Source organism: Mycobacterium sp. (genome assembly GCF_035640695.1).
Taxonomy (GTDB): Bacteria; Actinomycetota; Actinomycetes; order Mycobacteriales; family Mycobacteriaceae; genus Mycobacterium.
The window spans coordinates 1-13,787 of sequence record NZ_DASQVQ010000074.1 but is presented as its reverse complement, the minus strand read 5'-3'; the positions used below and the strand labels follow the sequence as shown (position 1 = coordinate 13,787).

15 protein-coding genes and 1 tRNA gene are annotated in these 13,787 nt (G+C 64.7%); 8 read left to right on the top strand and 8 right to left on the bottom strand.

All coding sequences use genetic code 11. The features are described 5' to 3' along the window. Positions 1 to 63: 63 nt before the first annotated feature. A tRNA-Phe gene (locus VE759_RS09360) sits at positions 64 to 140 on the top strand. Between the two features lie 89 nt (positions 141 to 229). On the opposite strand, the gene VE759_RS09355 is transcribed toward VE759_RS09360, so the two are convergent. After that, positions 230 to 562 carry a tyrosine-type recombinase/integrase gene (locus VE759_RS09355; RefSeq protein ID WP_324930794.1) on the bottom strand — a complete coding sequence of 111 codons (333 nt, stop codon included), beginning with the start codon at positions 560 to 562 and terminating at the stop codon, positions 230 to 232. A 387-nt stretch (positions 563 to 949) separates the two neighbouring features. Here VE759_RS09355 and VE759_RS09350 point away from each other — a divergent pair, with 387 nt between their 5' ends. Then, complete coding sequence (locus tag VE759_RS09350) at positions 950 to 2,638, top strand: S53 family peptidase (protein ID WP_324930792.1); 1,689 nt, start codon at positions 950 to 952, stop codon at positions 2,636 to 2,638. A gap of 215 nt (positions 2,639 to 2,853) precedes the next feature. Here the strand turns inward: VE759_RS09350 and VE759_RS09345 are convergent, their stop codons facing one another. The 4 genes from VE759_RS09345 to VE759_RS09330 form a co-directional block, all read right to left on the bottom strand. After that, the gene (locus tag VE759_RS09345; protein ID WP_324930789.1) at positions 2,854 to 3,666 is read right to left on the bottom strand and encodes a lipase family protein; all 813 of its coding nucleotides are present in this window, start codon (positions 3,664 to 3,666) and stop codon (positions 2,854 to 2,856) included. Continuing rightward, complete coding sequence (locus tag VE759_RS09340) at positions 3,638 to 3,880, bottom strand: LuxR C-terminal-related transcriptional regulator (protein ID WP_324930786.1); 243 nt, start codon at positions 3,878 to 3,880, stop codon at positions 3,638 to 3,640. The genes VE759_RS09345 and VE759_RS09340 overlap by 29 nt, the downstream gene beginning before the upstream one ends. 326 nt (positions 3,881 to 4,206) lie before the next feature. Further along, positions 4,207 to 4,473 carry a hypothetical protein gene (locus VE759_RS09335; protein ID WP_324930784.1) on the bottom strand — a complete coding sequence of 89 codons (267 nt, stop codon included), beginning with the start codon at positions 4,471 to 4,473 and terminating at the stop codon, positions 4,207 to 4,209. Between the two features lie 382 nt (positions 4,474 to 4,855). Beyond that, a complete protein-coding gene (locus VE759_RS09330) occupies positions 4,856 to 5,848 on the bottom strand; it encodes an aldo/keto reductase (protein ID WP_324930781.1) in 993 nt (330 codons plus the stop codon). 101 nt (positions 5,849 to 5,949) lie between these two features. Here VE759_RS09330 and VE759_RS09325 point away from each other — a divergent pair, with 101 nt between their 5' ends. The 3 genes from VE759_RS09325 to VE759_RS09315 all read left to right on the top strand — a co-directional run bounded on the left by VE759_RS09325 (position 5,950) and on the right by VE759_RS09315 (position 7,991). After that, the gene (locus VE759_RS09325) at positions 5,950 to 6,786 is read left to right on the top strand and encodes a helix-turn-helix transcriptional regulator (RefSeq protein ID WP_324930778.1); all 837 of its coding nucleotides are present in this window, start codon (positions 5,950 to 5,952) and stop codon (positions 6,784 to 6,786) included. 61 nt (positions 6,787 to 6,847) lie between these two features. Then, entirely contained in the window at positions 6,848 to 7,456 is a 609-nt protein-coding gene (locus VE759_RS09320) for a short chain dehydrogenase (RefSeq protein WP_324930775.1), read from the top strand. 235 nt (positions 7,457 to 7,691) lie between these two features. Further along, on the top strand, positions 7,692 to 7,991 hold the full coding sequence (locus VE759_RS09315) for a hypothetical protein (RefSeq protein ID WP_324930773.1): 300 nt from the start codon (positions 7,692 to 7,694) through the stop codon (positions 7,989 to 7,991). Between the two features lie 30 nt (positions 7,992 to 8,021). Here VE759_RS09315 and VE759_RS09310 read toward each other — a convergent pair whose 3' ends face one another. Both VE759_RS09310 and VE759_RS09305 read right to left on the bottom strand, forming a co-directional pair. Further along, positions 8,022 to 8,423: a hypothetical protein gene (locus VE759_RS09310; RefSeq protein WP_324930770.1), complete on the bottom strand. Its 402-nt coding sequence runs from the start codon at positions 8,421 to 8,423 to the stop codon at positions 8,022 to 8,024. A 35-nt stretch (positions 8,424 to 8,458) separates the two neighbouring features. Continuing rightward, positions 8,459 to 8,737, bottom strand: a complete 279-nt coding sequence (locus tag VE759_RS09305; protein WP_324930768.1) for a cupredoxin domain-containing protein — start codon at positions 8,735 to 8,737, stop codon at positions 8,459 to 8,461. Between the two features lie 206 nt (positions 8,738 to 8,943). On the opposite strand from VE759_RS09305, the gene VE759_RS09300 reads away from it, so the two are divergent. Next, entirely contained in the window at positions 8,944 to 10,818 is a 1,875-nt protein-coding gene (locus tag VE759_RS09300; RefSeq protein ID WP_324930765.1) for a propionyl-CoA synthetase, read from the top strand. A gap of 66 nt (positions 10,819 to 10,884) precedes the next feature. Then, positions 10,885 to 12,396, top strand: coding sequence for a hypothetical protein (locus VE759_RS09295; RefSeq protein ID WP_324930762.1), 1,512 nt, complete (start codon positions 10,885 to 10,887; stop codon positions 12,394 to 12,396). A gap of 16 nt (positions 12,397 to 12,412) precedes the next feature. Here VE759_RS09295 and VE759_RS09290 read toward each other — a convergent pair whose 3' ends face one another. After that, the gene (locus VE759_RS09290) at positions 12,413 to 12,763 is read right to left on the bottom strand and encodes a hypothetical protein (RefSeq protein ID WP_324930760.1); all 351 of its coding nucleotides are present in this window, start codon (positions 12,761 to 12,763) and stop codon (positions 12,413 to 12,415) included. A gap of 154 nt (positions 12,764 to 12,917) precedes the next feature. On the opposite strand from VE759_RS09290, the gene VE759_RS09285 reads away from it, so the two are divergent. Continuing rightward, positions 12,918 to 13,787 (top strand): lipase maturation factor family protein (locus tag VE759_RS09285; RefSeq protein ID WP_324930757.1); only part of this gene is annotated, 870 nt, incomplete at its 3' end.

Genomic DNA, 13,787 nt, shown 5'->3' with positions numbered 1-13,787 from the left:
GAGGTCGCGGGTTCAAGTCCCGTCAGGGTCGCCATCGCGGCGAGGCACGCATCGGTGCCTTCCGGCCAGGTAGCTCAGTCGGTATGAGCGTCCGCCTGAAAAGCGGAAGGTCGCCGGTTCGATCCCGGCCCTGGCCACCAGGAGAATCACCAGTTCGCGGACCTATTTGGCTCTTGGCACGCGCGATCGATCCGCCAGAACCCGCGGGTTATCCGCCGTTTATCCGCAATCACGGTCGGCCGCCGAGCCCGTCGAGCGCATCGGCCACTCGATCGAGGTCGGAGTCGTAGAGGTCTGCATAGGTGTTCGCGGTCACCATGATCGATGCGTGGCCCATTATCACCTGCAACAGTTTCATGTCGGCTCCCGCCGATCGAGCCAGCGACGCGTAGGTATGCCGCAGGTCGTGCACGCGCATCGTCGGACGCCCGAGTTCGGCGATCCTCATCCGCCAGCCCACCGCCCGCTTCCAGCTTTCGATTCCGAGCCGCGAACCCTTCGGCGATGTGATCGCCGGTTCATCAGCCGTACGCCCGTCGATCCGCGGCAGGTGTTCACTCAACCGTGGCCGGCCACCAGCCGCTCCACGCTGAGCCCCAACGGCCAGTGTGTTGCGTTCTTCGGGAGTTAGGCGGGCTCCGACCCCACTCGCCGTCCTTGGCCTGATACGGGGTGAGCCCCGGGGAGTATTTCGAGCGCCCAGGCGTCACGCTCTGTTCGTCCGCGGCGACGCGTGGCGGCCGAGGAATGGAGGTTATGAGCGGCGTCCAGCGGTCGCATAAGTAGTGGTCGTCTTTCCTCTTTCGGACGCGCATGGCACATGGGTACGGAGCGGCCATTGTCTCGTATTCAAGTAGCGAACTACTCGCGTGCAACCGCGCATCGGGAGCGACGATCCCTGGTACGCCGGCCTTATGACGGACGGCCGTGTACTGAAGGGAGAATTTAAATGGCCGAGCGCAAGGTATTCGAGGACAGCGTCACGCCGCTACCCGACGAACCCGGGCCAACCCCGCGCGGGCTGCTCGTGCAAGCGGCCGAGCCGGAACACCGCGACGCGAAAATGACTGTCCTCTTCTCGCTGGAGATCCCTCCCGAGGACGAGGCGGACCTCGAACAGCGCGTCGCGCGAGGCGAGGTGGTTCCGGCCGATCAGCTGCAGAAGCGGTATGCCACGGACGCAAAGGAGCGTGAAAAGCTGGTGAAGTGGCTTAAGGCGCAGAACTTCGACGTGACAGAGGTTTCCTCGGACGGGACGAGCGTCTACGCGCGCGCGAGCGTCGATCAGATCGAAAAGAGCCTTGGCGTGGAGATGGTGCGGGTCACCAAGGATGGCGTCACCTATACGGCGGCGAAGAACGCGCCCAGCCTGCCGGCTGACGTGAGTAAGAGCGTTCACGCCATCATCGGACTGCAGCCGTTCCGCCAGGCAAGGAAGCAGAGCCGAATGTGTATGCTGCACAACGGTAATCTCATGTCGCTCGCCAATTCAGCAGGTGCGGCAGCCGGCAAGCGCAGCCGTACCCGGGGGCCTGCCAAGACGGCTAAGCCGTCGGCCGGCAAGCAGGCGGCGCGCGTCGCGAATAGCCCGCCGTATCTGGTGTCGGAAGTCCGCAAGGCCTACGGTGCGCAGGAATTGAACGTCACCGGTAAGGGTCAGACGATCGCCATTTTGATTGACACGGTGCCGGTCGCATCGGACCTGAAGGCGTTCTGGAAGGTTAACAACTTGCCGGGCTCGATCTCCCGCATCGAAGAGATCAACGTCAACGGCGGGCAGCTGCCTCCGGCCGAAGGCGAGGAGACGCTCGACGTTTCATGGGCGAGCGGTATCGCGCCGGACGCGAAGGTGCGGATTTACGCCTCCGGCTCCCTTCAGTTCGTGGATCTGGACCTCGCTCTCGATCGCATCATCGCCGACCTGCCGTCGCGGCCGGGAATGCGTCAGCTCTCGATCAGCCTCGGACTCGGCGAGCAGTTCTTCGGTGGGCCGAACGGCGAAGTACGAACGCAGCACGCAAAATTCCTGCGACTCGCCGCCGCGGGCGTCAACGTGTTCGTGTCCTCAGGCGACGCCGGCTCACGGCCTGATGTTTCCGGACATAGCGCCAGCGGGCCCACCCAGGCCGAATACGAATCGTCCGACACTAGCGTGGTGAGCGTCGGCGGCACGACCCTCAAGCTCACGTCGGCGGGCGACGTGGCGAGCGAGGTGGGATGGATGGGCAGCGGCGGCGGCAAAAGCATCTTCTTCTCGCGGCCTGCGTGGCAGACCGGTGCTGGCGTGCCAGCCGGAGGGGAGCGGCTGGTGCCAGACGTCAGCCTGGCGGCCGACCCCAACACCGGTGCCTTCCTGGTGCTGAACGGCAGACCGGTAGGGATCGGCGGTACCAGCTGGAGCGCGCCGGTCTGGGCCGGCTTCTGCGCGTTAATTAACGAGGCCCGCGAGAAGGCCGGAAAGGCGTTTCTTCCCTTCTTGAACCCGGTCATCTATCCCCTGATCGGAACTCAATCCTTCCGCGATATCCAAGCCGGGACCAACGGTGACTTCACTGCTGGACCCGGACACGATCTCGTTACTGGCATCGGGGTGCCCGAGGTTGGAGAGCTGACGAAGGCGCTGACCGAGCTGGATTAAGAAGCGTGCGAATACCTGCACACGCGCGGCTTGCTCCGGGGTCTTTGCACCGCAAGACACGGCTACGATTGCTGCCCTCACCGCGCGGAGGTGCCGGGTCGGGCTTCTGGAAGATCAAGAGTGAGTGTGAATATGAGTCTTGTGGCTGGTACTCAGGAGCGATCGTCAAGCGGCCTGCTGCGTTGCACAAGCGCCATTGGCCAGTCGTCCATCACCTAGACGGAGACCATCGATGCCCAGGCAGGCTGCGTGCTGATGAGACTGGTCAGACCAGCGCGGTAGGCGTCCAGGCCGTGGCGGTGAGTCTGGTCGATGGAACCACCCGAATCCACCGCGATCTGCACGCCCACATGCTCGTAGGGCAGGCCGGGCCACGCCAACGGCAGGTGCGGGACGATATCGAAGAGGTTGACCACCCGGAAGCAGACGTCGATCAGCAGGTTGAACGGCACAACGAAGTCATGCAGTCCGGGGCGTGGGCCACCGAAGGTCGTCAGTTTCGGTTCCGGGACAACCGATATGTTCTTGGCGATGTCCGGCGCGGCGAGCACCGCGAGGGCGGCGCCCAGGCTGTGCCCGGTGACAATCAATTGGTCGCAGCCCGCGCAGGCGGTCGGGAGATTCGCCGTCAGATTGGCCCGCATCGTCTCGTAGAGTCCCATCCACCCCATGTGGACGTCTCCGAAATCGGGTACCGGCCGATAGCGTGTCGTGTCGAAATCGAGGTTCTCCAACCACTCTGTCTGCGTTTGGGTACCGCGAATTGCGACGAATGCTGTCTTGGTCGCAGTGTTCTTGCCGACCAAGCCGAACACCGAGCTTTCGCCGGCGACCGTTTGAACGTATGAGCGGGCGCTTTCGGATAATTCTGTAATGTAGTCGAGCAGCACCGGGTCTGCTTCGAGCAGGGCGGTCTTCTGATAACCAGCCGGCAGAGTCGGGTCTACATCGGGGTTGTGGAAGACCTGATAGGCGGCCTGCACCAGGGGCAGGACTGTGTCACGGGCGAATTGCGGGTCGAAACTCATAACTCAGCTCCTCGACAGTTGTGTGGACACGGTTCTTGACGGTACTGAGCTCAATACCGAGCGTCCTTGCGATCTCCTTGTTGGACATATCGGCCTGAATGAGCCGTAACACTTCATGCTCGCGGCGGGTGAGCTGACCGGCTTTACCCGGACCCCGATGCGCGCGCGCATGCAGCGCGATAAGACGGATCAACCTCGCTGCAACCTTGGCCACCGTCTCAGCCAGCGCTTCAAGTAGAGCACTATTTCAATCGCGCCGTCGGGAGTATTTGAGTACTCGCATCTACTTGACTGGCATGCGAAGTGTCAAGGCATCACGTGCATTCCAGGCCCAGCCCGGTAACTCCTCCAGTCGGCGTTGCCGACCGGGATCAAACGAACTTTCCTCGAATTGGTTGCGCTGTGTCTGGACCCACCACCGAGTCGGAACCCGTCGGGGGTGCGATCGGACTGCGGGACACGCGCATGACCGTGTTTGATTTACGTTTGATTTACCGCGTGACTCACTCGGGTGTATCCGCAGTTCAGGTCGCGCACGACTCAATCGTCGCCGCAGTTGCCGAAAAACGCGATTCCAATGCCCAGACAGAATTCTGGCCGAACAACTACACCCCGAGCGGCGTCATCAGGACCGCTGCTTGCGGCGGGATTGCCCACGCATGTATCCGTTTCGGCGCCATCCTCGGTGGTGCTGTGGCAGATCGCAGGCGTACCGGTCGGGTCAGCCGCCCCTTGCGCCTCGCCGGTCGCCGCCGTCATCACAAGGGGGACAGCCGCGGCCATCAAGCTCTTGCGGACGAGGTTCACCCCATTATTGTGGCCGCGACCGCGATGCCCCGCCACGTCCAAACGACACCGGGAAATCAGGAAGGACCTCGGCCGCGGTACTCATCTAGGGCGATCGCGACGAGCGGTTGCCGAGAGGGCGTTGGCCAGTTGTGTAGTGGTCCCGCGGGCCTCGCCGCTTCGATTTCATCCGGCAAATATTCTGCAAACTTCGCAATATTGGTCCAGTTGGTCCCGCGTGACCAGCACAAACGTTTCGCTTCTGACTTCGCCTCAACCTGAAAAGCGGAAGTCGACTGCGCGGGAACTTGGCCGCTGCTTTCAGCCGCCTGGCGGTCGCGCCGACGGCGCCGGGCGAGCCGCTGCCGCAGCCCCAGATGACGCCAAACGTCACACGGCCCGGTTAGCGTTCGCTGTCGAGCATCGCCATCTGGGCAGCGTCGTAGCGGTCGCCGGCCGCCGCGTCCTTGGGCACCGCGGATTCGATCGCGGCGAGCTGCTCGCCAGTCAGCTCGACGTCCACGGCGCCCAACGACTCGGCCAGTCGTTCGCGGGTGCGGGCCCCGACCAAGGGCACGATGTCGTTGCCCTGTGCGCCCACCCATGCGATCGCCACTTGTGCGACGGACACGCCGAGCTGTGACGCCACCTCGCGCAGACGATCGACGAGCGCGAGATTGCGGTCGATGTTCTCGCCGCTGAAGCGCGGGCTGTGCAGCCGAAAGTCGTGCGCGTGGGAGTCGCGATCAGGCGACCAGTGCCCACTAATCAGTCCGCGTGAGAGGACGCCGTATGCAGTGACGCCGACGGCGAGTTCGCGGCAAGTGTCGAGGATCTCGCCTTCGAGGCCCCGGCTGATCAGCGAGTATTCGATCTGCAGGTCGTTGACCGGATGCACGGCGTGCGCACGCCGGATCGTCTCGGCGCCGACCTCGGACAGGCCGACGTGGCGGACGTAGCCGGCGTCGACCATCTCCTTGATCGCACCGACGGTGTCTTCGATCGGCACCTGCGGGTCGAGGCGCGCCGGCCGATAGACGTCGATGTAGTCGGTCCCGAGTCGCTGCAGCGAGTACGCCAGCGAGGTCTTCACTGCGCCGGGCCGCCCGTCGAACCCGAAAAACGATCCGTCCGGGCCGCGCTGGGCGCCGAACTTAACGCTGATCTGCACCCGATCGCGAGCGCGGCCGTTGAGGGCCTCGCGTAGCAGCAGCTCGTTGTGGCCCATTCCGTAGAAATCGCCTGTGTCCAGCAGCGTGATGCCGGCGTCGAGCGCAGCGTGAATCGTGGCGATGCTCTCGGCGCGGTCGCTGGGACCGTACATGTCGCTCATGCCCATCAGGCCGAGGCCGATCGCCGATGTGGTTCCGAGGGTTCCCAAACTCTTGGTCTTCATGGACACAGCCTGCGTTGCGACGCCCGGCGGCGCCAGAGACTCCGCCGTCCTGGGATTGGCAATCCCTGGCAAAGGACACGTCGTCAAGCCAGGATGGCAGCGTGGACCGCGACGCGTTGGCGGAGTTCCTGCGGGCCCGGCGGCAGGCCCTGGCGCCCGCGGACGTCGGTTTGACGGCGGGCCCGCGGCGGCGAACAGCCGGGCTGCGCCGGGAGGAGATCGCACAGCTCACCGGCATGTCGGTGGACTACTACACCCGCCTCGAGCAGCGACGCGGGCCGCAGCCGTCGACGCAGATGCTTGCGGCACTGGCACGGACGCTGCGGCTCAGGCTCGATGAACGGGATCATCTGTACCGGCTGGCCGGGCATCCCGCTCCCGAGCGGACGGCGTCGTCACCGTATGTGCGGCCCGCGCTGATCCACGTGCTCGACCAGCTCGACGACTGCGCGGCGTTCGTGTGTTCCGACCTCGAGGTGTTCCTGGCGCAGAATCGTCTCTCGGTGCTGCTGATGGGTGACCACGTCGGCAGCGGTGCGCGGGACAGCATGGTGTGGAAGTGGTTTCTGGGCACCGGCTACCGCGAGCTGTTTCCGGCCGAGGAACTCGAGCACCACGCCCGGATCCGGGTCGCGGCGCTGCGTGCCGCGTGGTCGCGGCGCCGCGGCGACGCCGACGTGCAGGCCCTCGTCGACGGATTGCTTTCGCGCAGCGAGGAATTCCGTCGGCTGTGGGACCGTCACGAGGTGGGCATCCCACCCGACGACCACAAGACGTTCGTGCATCCCAAGGTGGGACGAATCAGCGTCGACTGTGAGATCCTGGCCACCGCCGACGGCAACCAGCGGCTGGTTATTCTCAGCGCGCCGCCCGCCTCGGAGGCATACAACAAGCTGAAACTCCTTAGCGTTCTTGGTGACCAGGAAGTCGGAGCCTGACCCTGATGCAGGTCGTCGACGGGCACGGCCACGCGATCGGCGAGTCGACAGGAGAGCAAGCATGAAAGTGGTCGTTGTTGGCACCGGAACGATTGGTGAGGCCGTGCGCGAAGCGTTGATCCAGCACGGGCACCACGTGCTATCCGTCGGTCGTACCTCCGGGGAGCTGCAAGCAGACATCACCGATCCGGCGAGCCTGCGCGAACTGTTCACGAAGACAGGGCAATTCGACGCCGTGGCCAATGCGGCGGGCGATGTGTTCCCCGCCCCGCTGGCAGACACCACCGACGAACAGTGGGCCAACTCCATCGCAGCAAAGGGCATGGGCCAGATAAACCTGGTCCGGGCCGCGCTTCCGCATATTTCCGACAACGGGTCGTTCACGCTCATCTCCGGGGTACTCGGTGACGAGTTCACCCATGCCAGCTCAATCGGGACAACGGTTAACCACATGGTCGAAGGTTTCGTCAAGGCCGCGGCCACCGAGCTGCCGCGTGGAGTGCGTATCAATTGCGTCAGCCCCACAGTCCTGGCGGAATCTACGAACTATCACCGGTTCTTCCCAGGGTTCACACCGGTCTCGGCCGCCGACGTCGCGCTCGCCTACCTGCGGGCGATATTGAATCCCGTCACCGGACAAATTCTCAAACTTCACAAGACCAACTGCTAGGTGAACGTCCTGGGGGATAACGGGAAGAATCGCCTACAGGCTGTCGGTGGCCATTGTTTGGTGGCAGCACTGACGACATCGCCGCGCTCAACAGCGATTCTAAGTGTGCCCGGATCGGGCCATCCGACGAGCGGCGACGCGACTCCTTGACCTGGCCGGTTGTAACCGAACACGTAACTACCAGTGAGCAGTCAATCGAGGCGTCCCATAGGGACACGGACTCAGGAGTTTCAACATGAAGCGCATCATCTTCGGCACCGCCGTCGCAGGCGTGCTCGCCGCGGGCTCTGTTGCATTGGCCAGCACCGCCGCAGCGGCCCCACTGGGCGGATCGTCGGCCTCCGACGCCGTCAATCAGCTACGGTCACAAGGCTATTCCGTGCAGCTCAACCTGAACGGCCCGAGGGACGTTCCGCTGTCAGAGTGCACAGTCAACGGTGTCCACGGCCTTCCCGCGGCGGCCCCGGTCGGCGGGGGGCAAGCCACACAGTTCACCACCGTCTACGTGGACGTGAACTGCCCGCCCGACAACTAGCCACAACTAGCCACAGCCGCTGGGCGATCGTCAGTACACACTGAGTACTTGTCGATCGCCCAGCGGGTTTTGCAGCGGCACGTCAACGCTGCCGAACACCGCGATCATCGTGCACATCCGTCCGACGGCCTCAGGCAGCGTGCCGGAGCGAAACTCCACGGCGACGGTTTCGGAGGTCTCGCTCACGTTGGCGTGCACGCCCGAGCACTCGGGCGAGCCGACGGTGAAATACAACGCCAGCGCGTCGCCGTTGGCGAGGCGACTCCACGAGTCGAACGGCTGAGCTCGGCTATTGACGATCGACGGGTTGTCCGCAAACAAAACGGCGGAAGGAGCCGGTGGCCGCTCCGGTGGTGTGGCCGACGTCACCGTCGGATCCGCCGACGCCAACCGGCCGCCGAGCGCGCCGGTAGCGGAGCCGGTGAACAGCATGCAGCCCACCAAGGCCAGTGCCCTTAAGCGCATCGCTATCCGACCGTCAGCGTCCCGTGCATGTTGGAGTGGTACTTGCAGTGGAATGGGTAAGTGCCGGGTGCCGTGGGAGCGATCAATGTCTGGAAGCCGCCGCCGCCGGATATCCGGACGTCAAATGCCGTGTTGTCGTCGGACGTGACGGTGTGGTTGGCCTCGTCGTTGTTGACGACGGTCACCTGCTGACCCGGCTGCACCGTCGGCGGCACTGTGTAGGAGTTGCCGGAGATGACAATCTCGGCGCCGGCGGGTTGGGGGGTCGGCGTCCCCGGCATCTGGGTAATCGAGTACTGCCGGCCGGGGGTTGGCTGAAGGGACGTTGAAGGGGCAGACGACTGGTTCGAACCGCCGCACGCAGTCAGCATGCCGGCGGACAATACGATCGACGCAGCAAGCGTCGCCGCGAGCCTCACGATCCATACGTTATCGAGGTCAGTGCAAGTCCGGTGGAAAATGCGGTTGTCTATGTAAGGCTGCTCCGATGGGCTATCGAGAGCTGTTTGAGCAGAGCCTCAACGATCCGGCCGGGTTCTGGGCCGACACAGCAAGGGCGGTGACCTGGACCCGCCAGCCACAACGGGTGCTCGACGCGTCCAATCCGCCGTTCTACCGCTGGTTCACCGGCGGTGAGCTGAACACGTGCGCGAACGCGATCGACCGCCACGTGGCCAATGGCCGCGCCGACCAGCCGGCCCTCATCTATGACTCGCCGGTAACGGGGGCCAAGCGTTCATACACGTATTCCCAACTACTGGCGGAGGTTTCGCGGTTCGCCGGTGTGCTGCGCGGATTGGGAGTCGACAAGGGGGACCGCGTGGTCATCTACATGCCGATGGTGCCGGAAGCGGTGGTCGCGATGCTCGCCTGCGCGCGACTCGGCGCCGTGCATTCGGTGGTGTTCGGTGGTTTCGCGGCCAACGAGTTGGCTGTTCGCATCGATGACGCGCGCCCGAAGGTGGTGGTCTCGGCGAGCTGCGGCGTCGAACCGGCGCGCGTGGTCGCTTATCAGCCGATGCTGGACAAGGCGCTGGAAGTGGCGCAATTCAGGCCCGCGCATTGCGTGATTCTGCAGCGCGAGCAGGCGCCTGCCGATTTGGTCGACGGACGCGACCTGGACTGGAGCGCGGTGATGGCCGACGCACGGCCGGTCGATCCGGTGCCGGTGGCCGCCACCGACCCGCTGTACATCCTCTACACGTCGGGCACCACCGGAAAGCCGAAGGGTGTGGTCCGCGACAACGGTGGGCACGCCGTCGCGCTGCTGTGGAGCATGCGCAATGTGTACGACGTTGCGCCGGGCGACGTGTACTGGGCCGCCTCCGACGTGGGTTGGGTCGTCGGGCATTCCTACATCGTGTACGGGCCGCTGCTGTTGGGCGCAACCACCGTGCTCTATGAGGGCAAGCCGGTAGGCACCCCCGATCCCGGCGCGTTCTGGCGGGTGGTGTCCGAGCAACGGGTGAAGGTACTGTTCACCGCACCGACGGCGATCCGCGCCATCAAGAAGGACGACCCGGACGGCGCGCACCTGCAGAAACACGACACATCGTCGCTGAAGTACTTGTTCCTGGCTGGTGAGCGCACCGACCCCAACACACAAGAGTGGGCGAGCGATCGGCTCGGCGTTCCTGTTGTCGATCACTGGTGGCAGACCGAAACCGGCTGGGCGATCGCCGCCAATCCGATGGGCATCGAGCCGCTGCCGATAAAGCCGGGTTCGGCCACCGTGCCGATGCCCGGCTACGACGTACAGGTACTGCTACCCGACGGCAAGCCTTGCGGTCCAGGCGAAGAGGGCGCCATCTGCGTGAAGCTTCCGCTTCCGCCCGGCACGCTATCGACGTTGTGGGGTGACGACGAGCGGTACGTTGCGTCCTACCTGTCGGCGTTTCCCGGCTACTATCTGACCGGCGACGGCGGGCACGTCGACGAAGACGGCTACCTGTTCGTGATGGGCCGCACGGACGACGTCATCAACGTTGCCGGACATCGTATTTCGGCCGGAGCCATCGAGGCTGTCATCGCGGCCCATCCCGCCGTTGCCGAGTGCGCGGTGATCAGCATTGACGACGAGATCAAGGGGCACGTGCCGCGCGGACTCGTGGTGCTCAAGGCGGGCGTCGATATCGCCGTCGAGCGGCTGCGGGACGAGCTGGTCGGAGCGGTCCGCGATGGGATCGGCGCCGTCGCCTCGTTGAAGGTCATCGACGTGGTGCCCGCGCTGCCGAAGACCCGTTCTGGCAAAATTCTTCGAAAGACCATGCGGGGCATGGCGGCAGGTGTCGACGAACCCGTGCCGTCCACCATCGAAGACGCGTCGGTATTGGATCGGCTGCGTCCCATCCTGCGGCGCTGATCCCGATAGGCGCAACCGAAGCGACGTGTGATACCCGGCAACTTGGCTGAAAAGATGCACTGTGCCATGCGTGTGGCCGCGGCGCGCGGTAGGGGCCGCCTCGACCCGGTCGTCGCCGGTGCGCTGGCAACGATCATCAGCATGGCCGGTGCAAGCCGGCCGTCGTTCTGGTTCGACGAGGCCGCCACGATCTCGGCCGCCAGTCGATCGCTGGAGCAATTGACGCGGCTGCTGGGCAACATCGACGCCGTGCATGGCGGCTATTACCTGCTGATGCATGCCTGGTTCACCGCCTCACCTCCGACGGAGTTCTGGTCGCGTGCGCCGAGCGGTGTGGCGGTGGGTCTCGCGGCCGCTGGCGTCGTGATGTTGAGCAGGCAGTTCTCGTGCCGGTCCGTGGCGATGGCTTCGGGCATCACGTTTGCGCTCCTACCCCGGGTGACCTGGGCCGGTATCGAGGCGCGTCCGTCGGCGCTTTCAGCGATGGCGGCGGTTTGGGTCACGGTGCTGCTGGTCGTCGCCGCTCGGCGAGGCACGGTGTGGCTGTGGACGGCTTACGCACTGGCGATGGTGGTGTCGATGACACTCGACGTGTATTTGGTTCTCATGGTCGGGGTGCACGCCGCGGTGATGTGGGTCTTTCGAGGTCGGCGGTCAAGTATCCACTTCATCGCGTCGATCGCCATAGCGCTCGTCATCATCGCACCGTTTATTGCCTTGGCACACGGTCAAATTCACCAACTGAATTGGATCGAGCCGCTCGGCGCGCACACAGTCATCGATGTCGGTGTCAAGCAGTATTTCGACCGCAGCGTGCCGTTCGCCATCCTCGCCGGCTTGATCGTCGCTGCCGGGCTCGTGCTGCGGCACCGCGGGGCCATGACTCAAGCAAACGGGGAGCGGCAGCTCATCATCGTCGCCGTCGCGTGGATGGCGATACCGACAGTGAGCACGCTGCTGTATTCGGTGACGGTGGTACCGATCTACTATCCGCGATACCTGTGCTTCACTGCGCCGGGGCTGGCAATCCTGCTCGGCGTGTGCGTGGTGTCGATCGCCAAGACGCCGGCACGCGTCGGTGCGGTGCTTGCCCTACTCGCGGTTGCGGCGTTGCCCAATTACCTTTATGGGCAACGCGGTGCATATTCCAAGTACGGCATGGACTACAGCCGGGTCGCCGATGTGATCACCCGCTACGCCGCCCCCGGCGATTGCCTGCTTCTCGACGACACCGTGTCGTGGCGGCCGGGGCCGATCCGGCCACTGGTGGCCGCACGCCCGGCGGCATACCGGGATCTCGTCGACGTCGGGCTGGGTGAGCGCGCAACGTCGATCGACCAGCTTTGGGACACCAACATTGCGCCGTTCGTGGTCGCCGATCGCATCGACCGCTGCGCCGTGCTGTGGACAATCTCGGAGCGCGACCCTACCGTGCCCAAGCACGAGGTCGGGGTGGCGATTCCGCCCGGTCCCCGTTTTGCGACGGCCAATGCGTTTTGGGTGCCGCGCGAGCTCGGCTTTCGCCTGGTCGAGCGGTGGCAATTCAACCTGGCGCAGGTCATCAAGGCCACCCGGTAGACGGCTCATTGGACAACTAGCGCTGGAACGATAACGCGAACACGGCCAGATCGATCGCGAGGAGGACCAGACCGCACACCGGCACCACCCAGCCCCGCGGCCGCCTGGCGGTGAACAACGACAATGCAAGAGTCGCCACGGCAACCACCGGGGCGCCGTAAAACAGCACCCCGAACCAGAACTCTCCCGGGCCCTGGTGCCGGCACTGCTGGTAAGCGCAGCCGGTGGTGCTCATGGTCGCGGCCAGTGCGAATAGCATCACCGCTGCGGCGGCGGGTACCGTCAAAACGGCCAGAATCCAGTTCAACCAGGGGCGAACCCGACCGGTGCCGGCCTGATCTGCCGCGCGGTCGCGCGTTGCATCCATGGTCTCCCTTCCGGTGGATCGGAACTCAAGCCAGGCATAGCCAAATCGGCCGGGGGGTAATCCGCCGGCATGGCGCGAACAGGGCTAAGGATGGCCAGGGGTGTGTTGGCCATCGGCGGGGTATGAACGTCTGTAGTCCGAGGAGCTACGGCCAATGGAATGGTTCAACGCACCCGAATACTGGCTAGGCAGGCTGGTACTGGAGCGCGGCATCGCAGCCGTCTACCTGATCGCCTTCGTCGTGGCCGCGCGGCAGTTCCGCGCACTCATCGGAGCGCACGGCATGCTGCCGATACCGCGATTCCTGGCCGAGCAATCTTTCTGGCAGGCGCCGAGCATCTTTCACCTCCACTACTCGGACCGGCTGTTCGCCACCATTTCGTGGTTCGGTGCGGCGTTGTCGGCGGCGATCGTCGGCGGTGTAGCCGATGTTGTGCCGTTGTGGACGGCCATGCTGATGTGGCTGGTGCTGTGGGTGCTGTACTTGTCGATCGTCAACGTCGGGCAGACGTGGTATTCGTTCGGCTGGGAATCCTTGCTGCTGGAGGCGGGGTTTCTGGGGATATTCCTGGGCAATGACCGCATCGCCCCACCCCTGGTGGTCATCTGGCTGGCGCGCTGGCTGCTGTTTCGCGTTGAGTTCGGTGCGGGGCTGATCAAGCTGCGCGGTGACTCGTGCTGGCGCGATCTGACATGCCTGGATTATCACCACGAGACGCAGCCGATGCCCGGGCCGCTGAGCTGGTTCTTCCATCACCTGCCCAAGCCGCTGCATCGGATCGAGGTGGCGGGAAATCATTTCGCCCAACTCGTCGTGCCCTTCGGGCTGTTCGCTCCCCAGCCGGTGGCCAGCGCGGCCGCGGTGATCATGATCATCACCCAGTTGTGGTTGGTGCTGTCGGGCAACTTCGCCTGGCTGAATTGGCTGACGATCATCCTGGGCTTCAGCGCAATCGATGCCTCATCGGCGGCCGCGGTGCTGCCGCTGCCCGAGCAGCCGGCGCCGTCGGCACCGCCGGCGTGG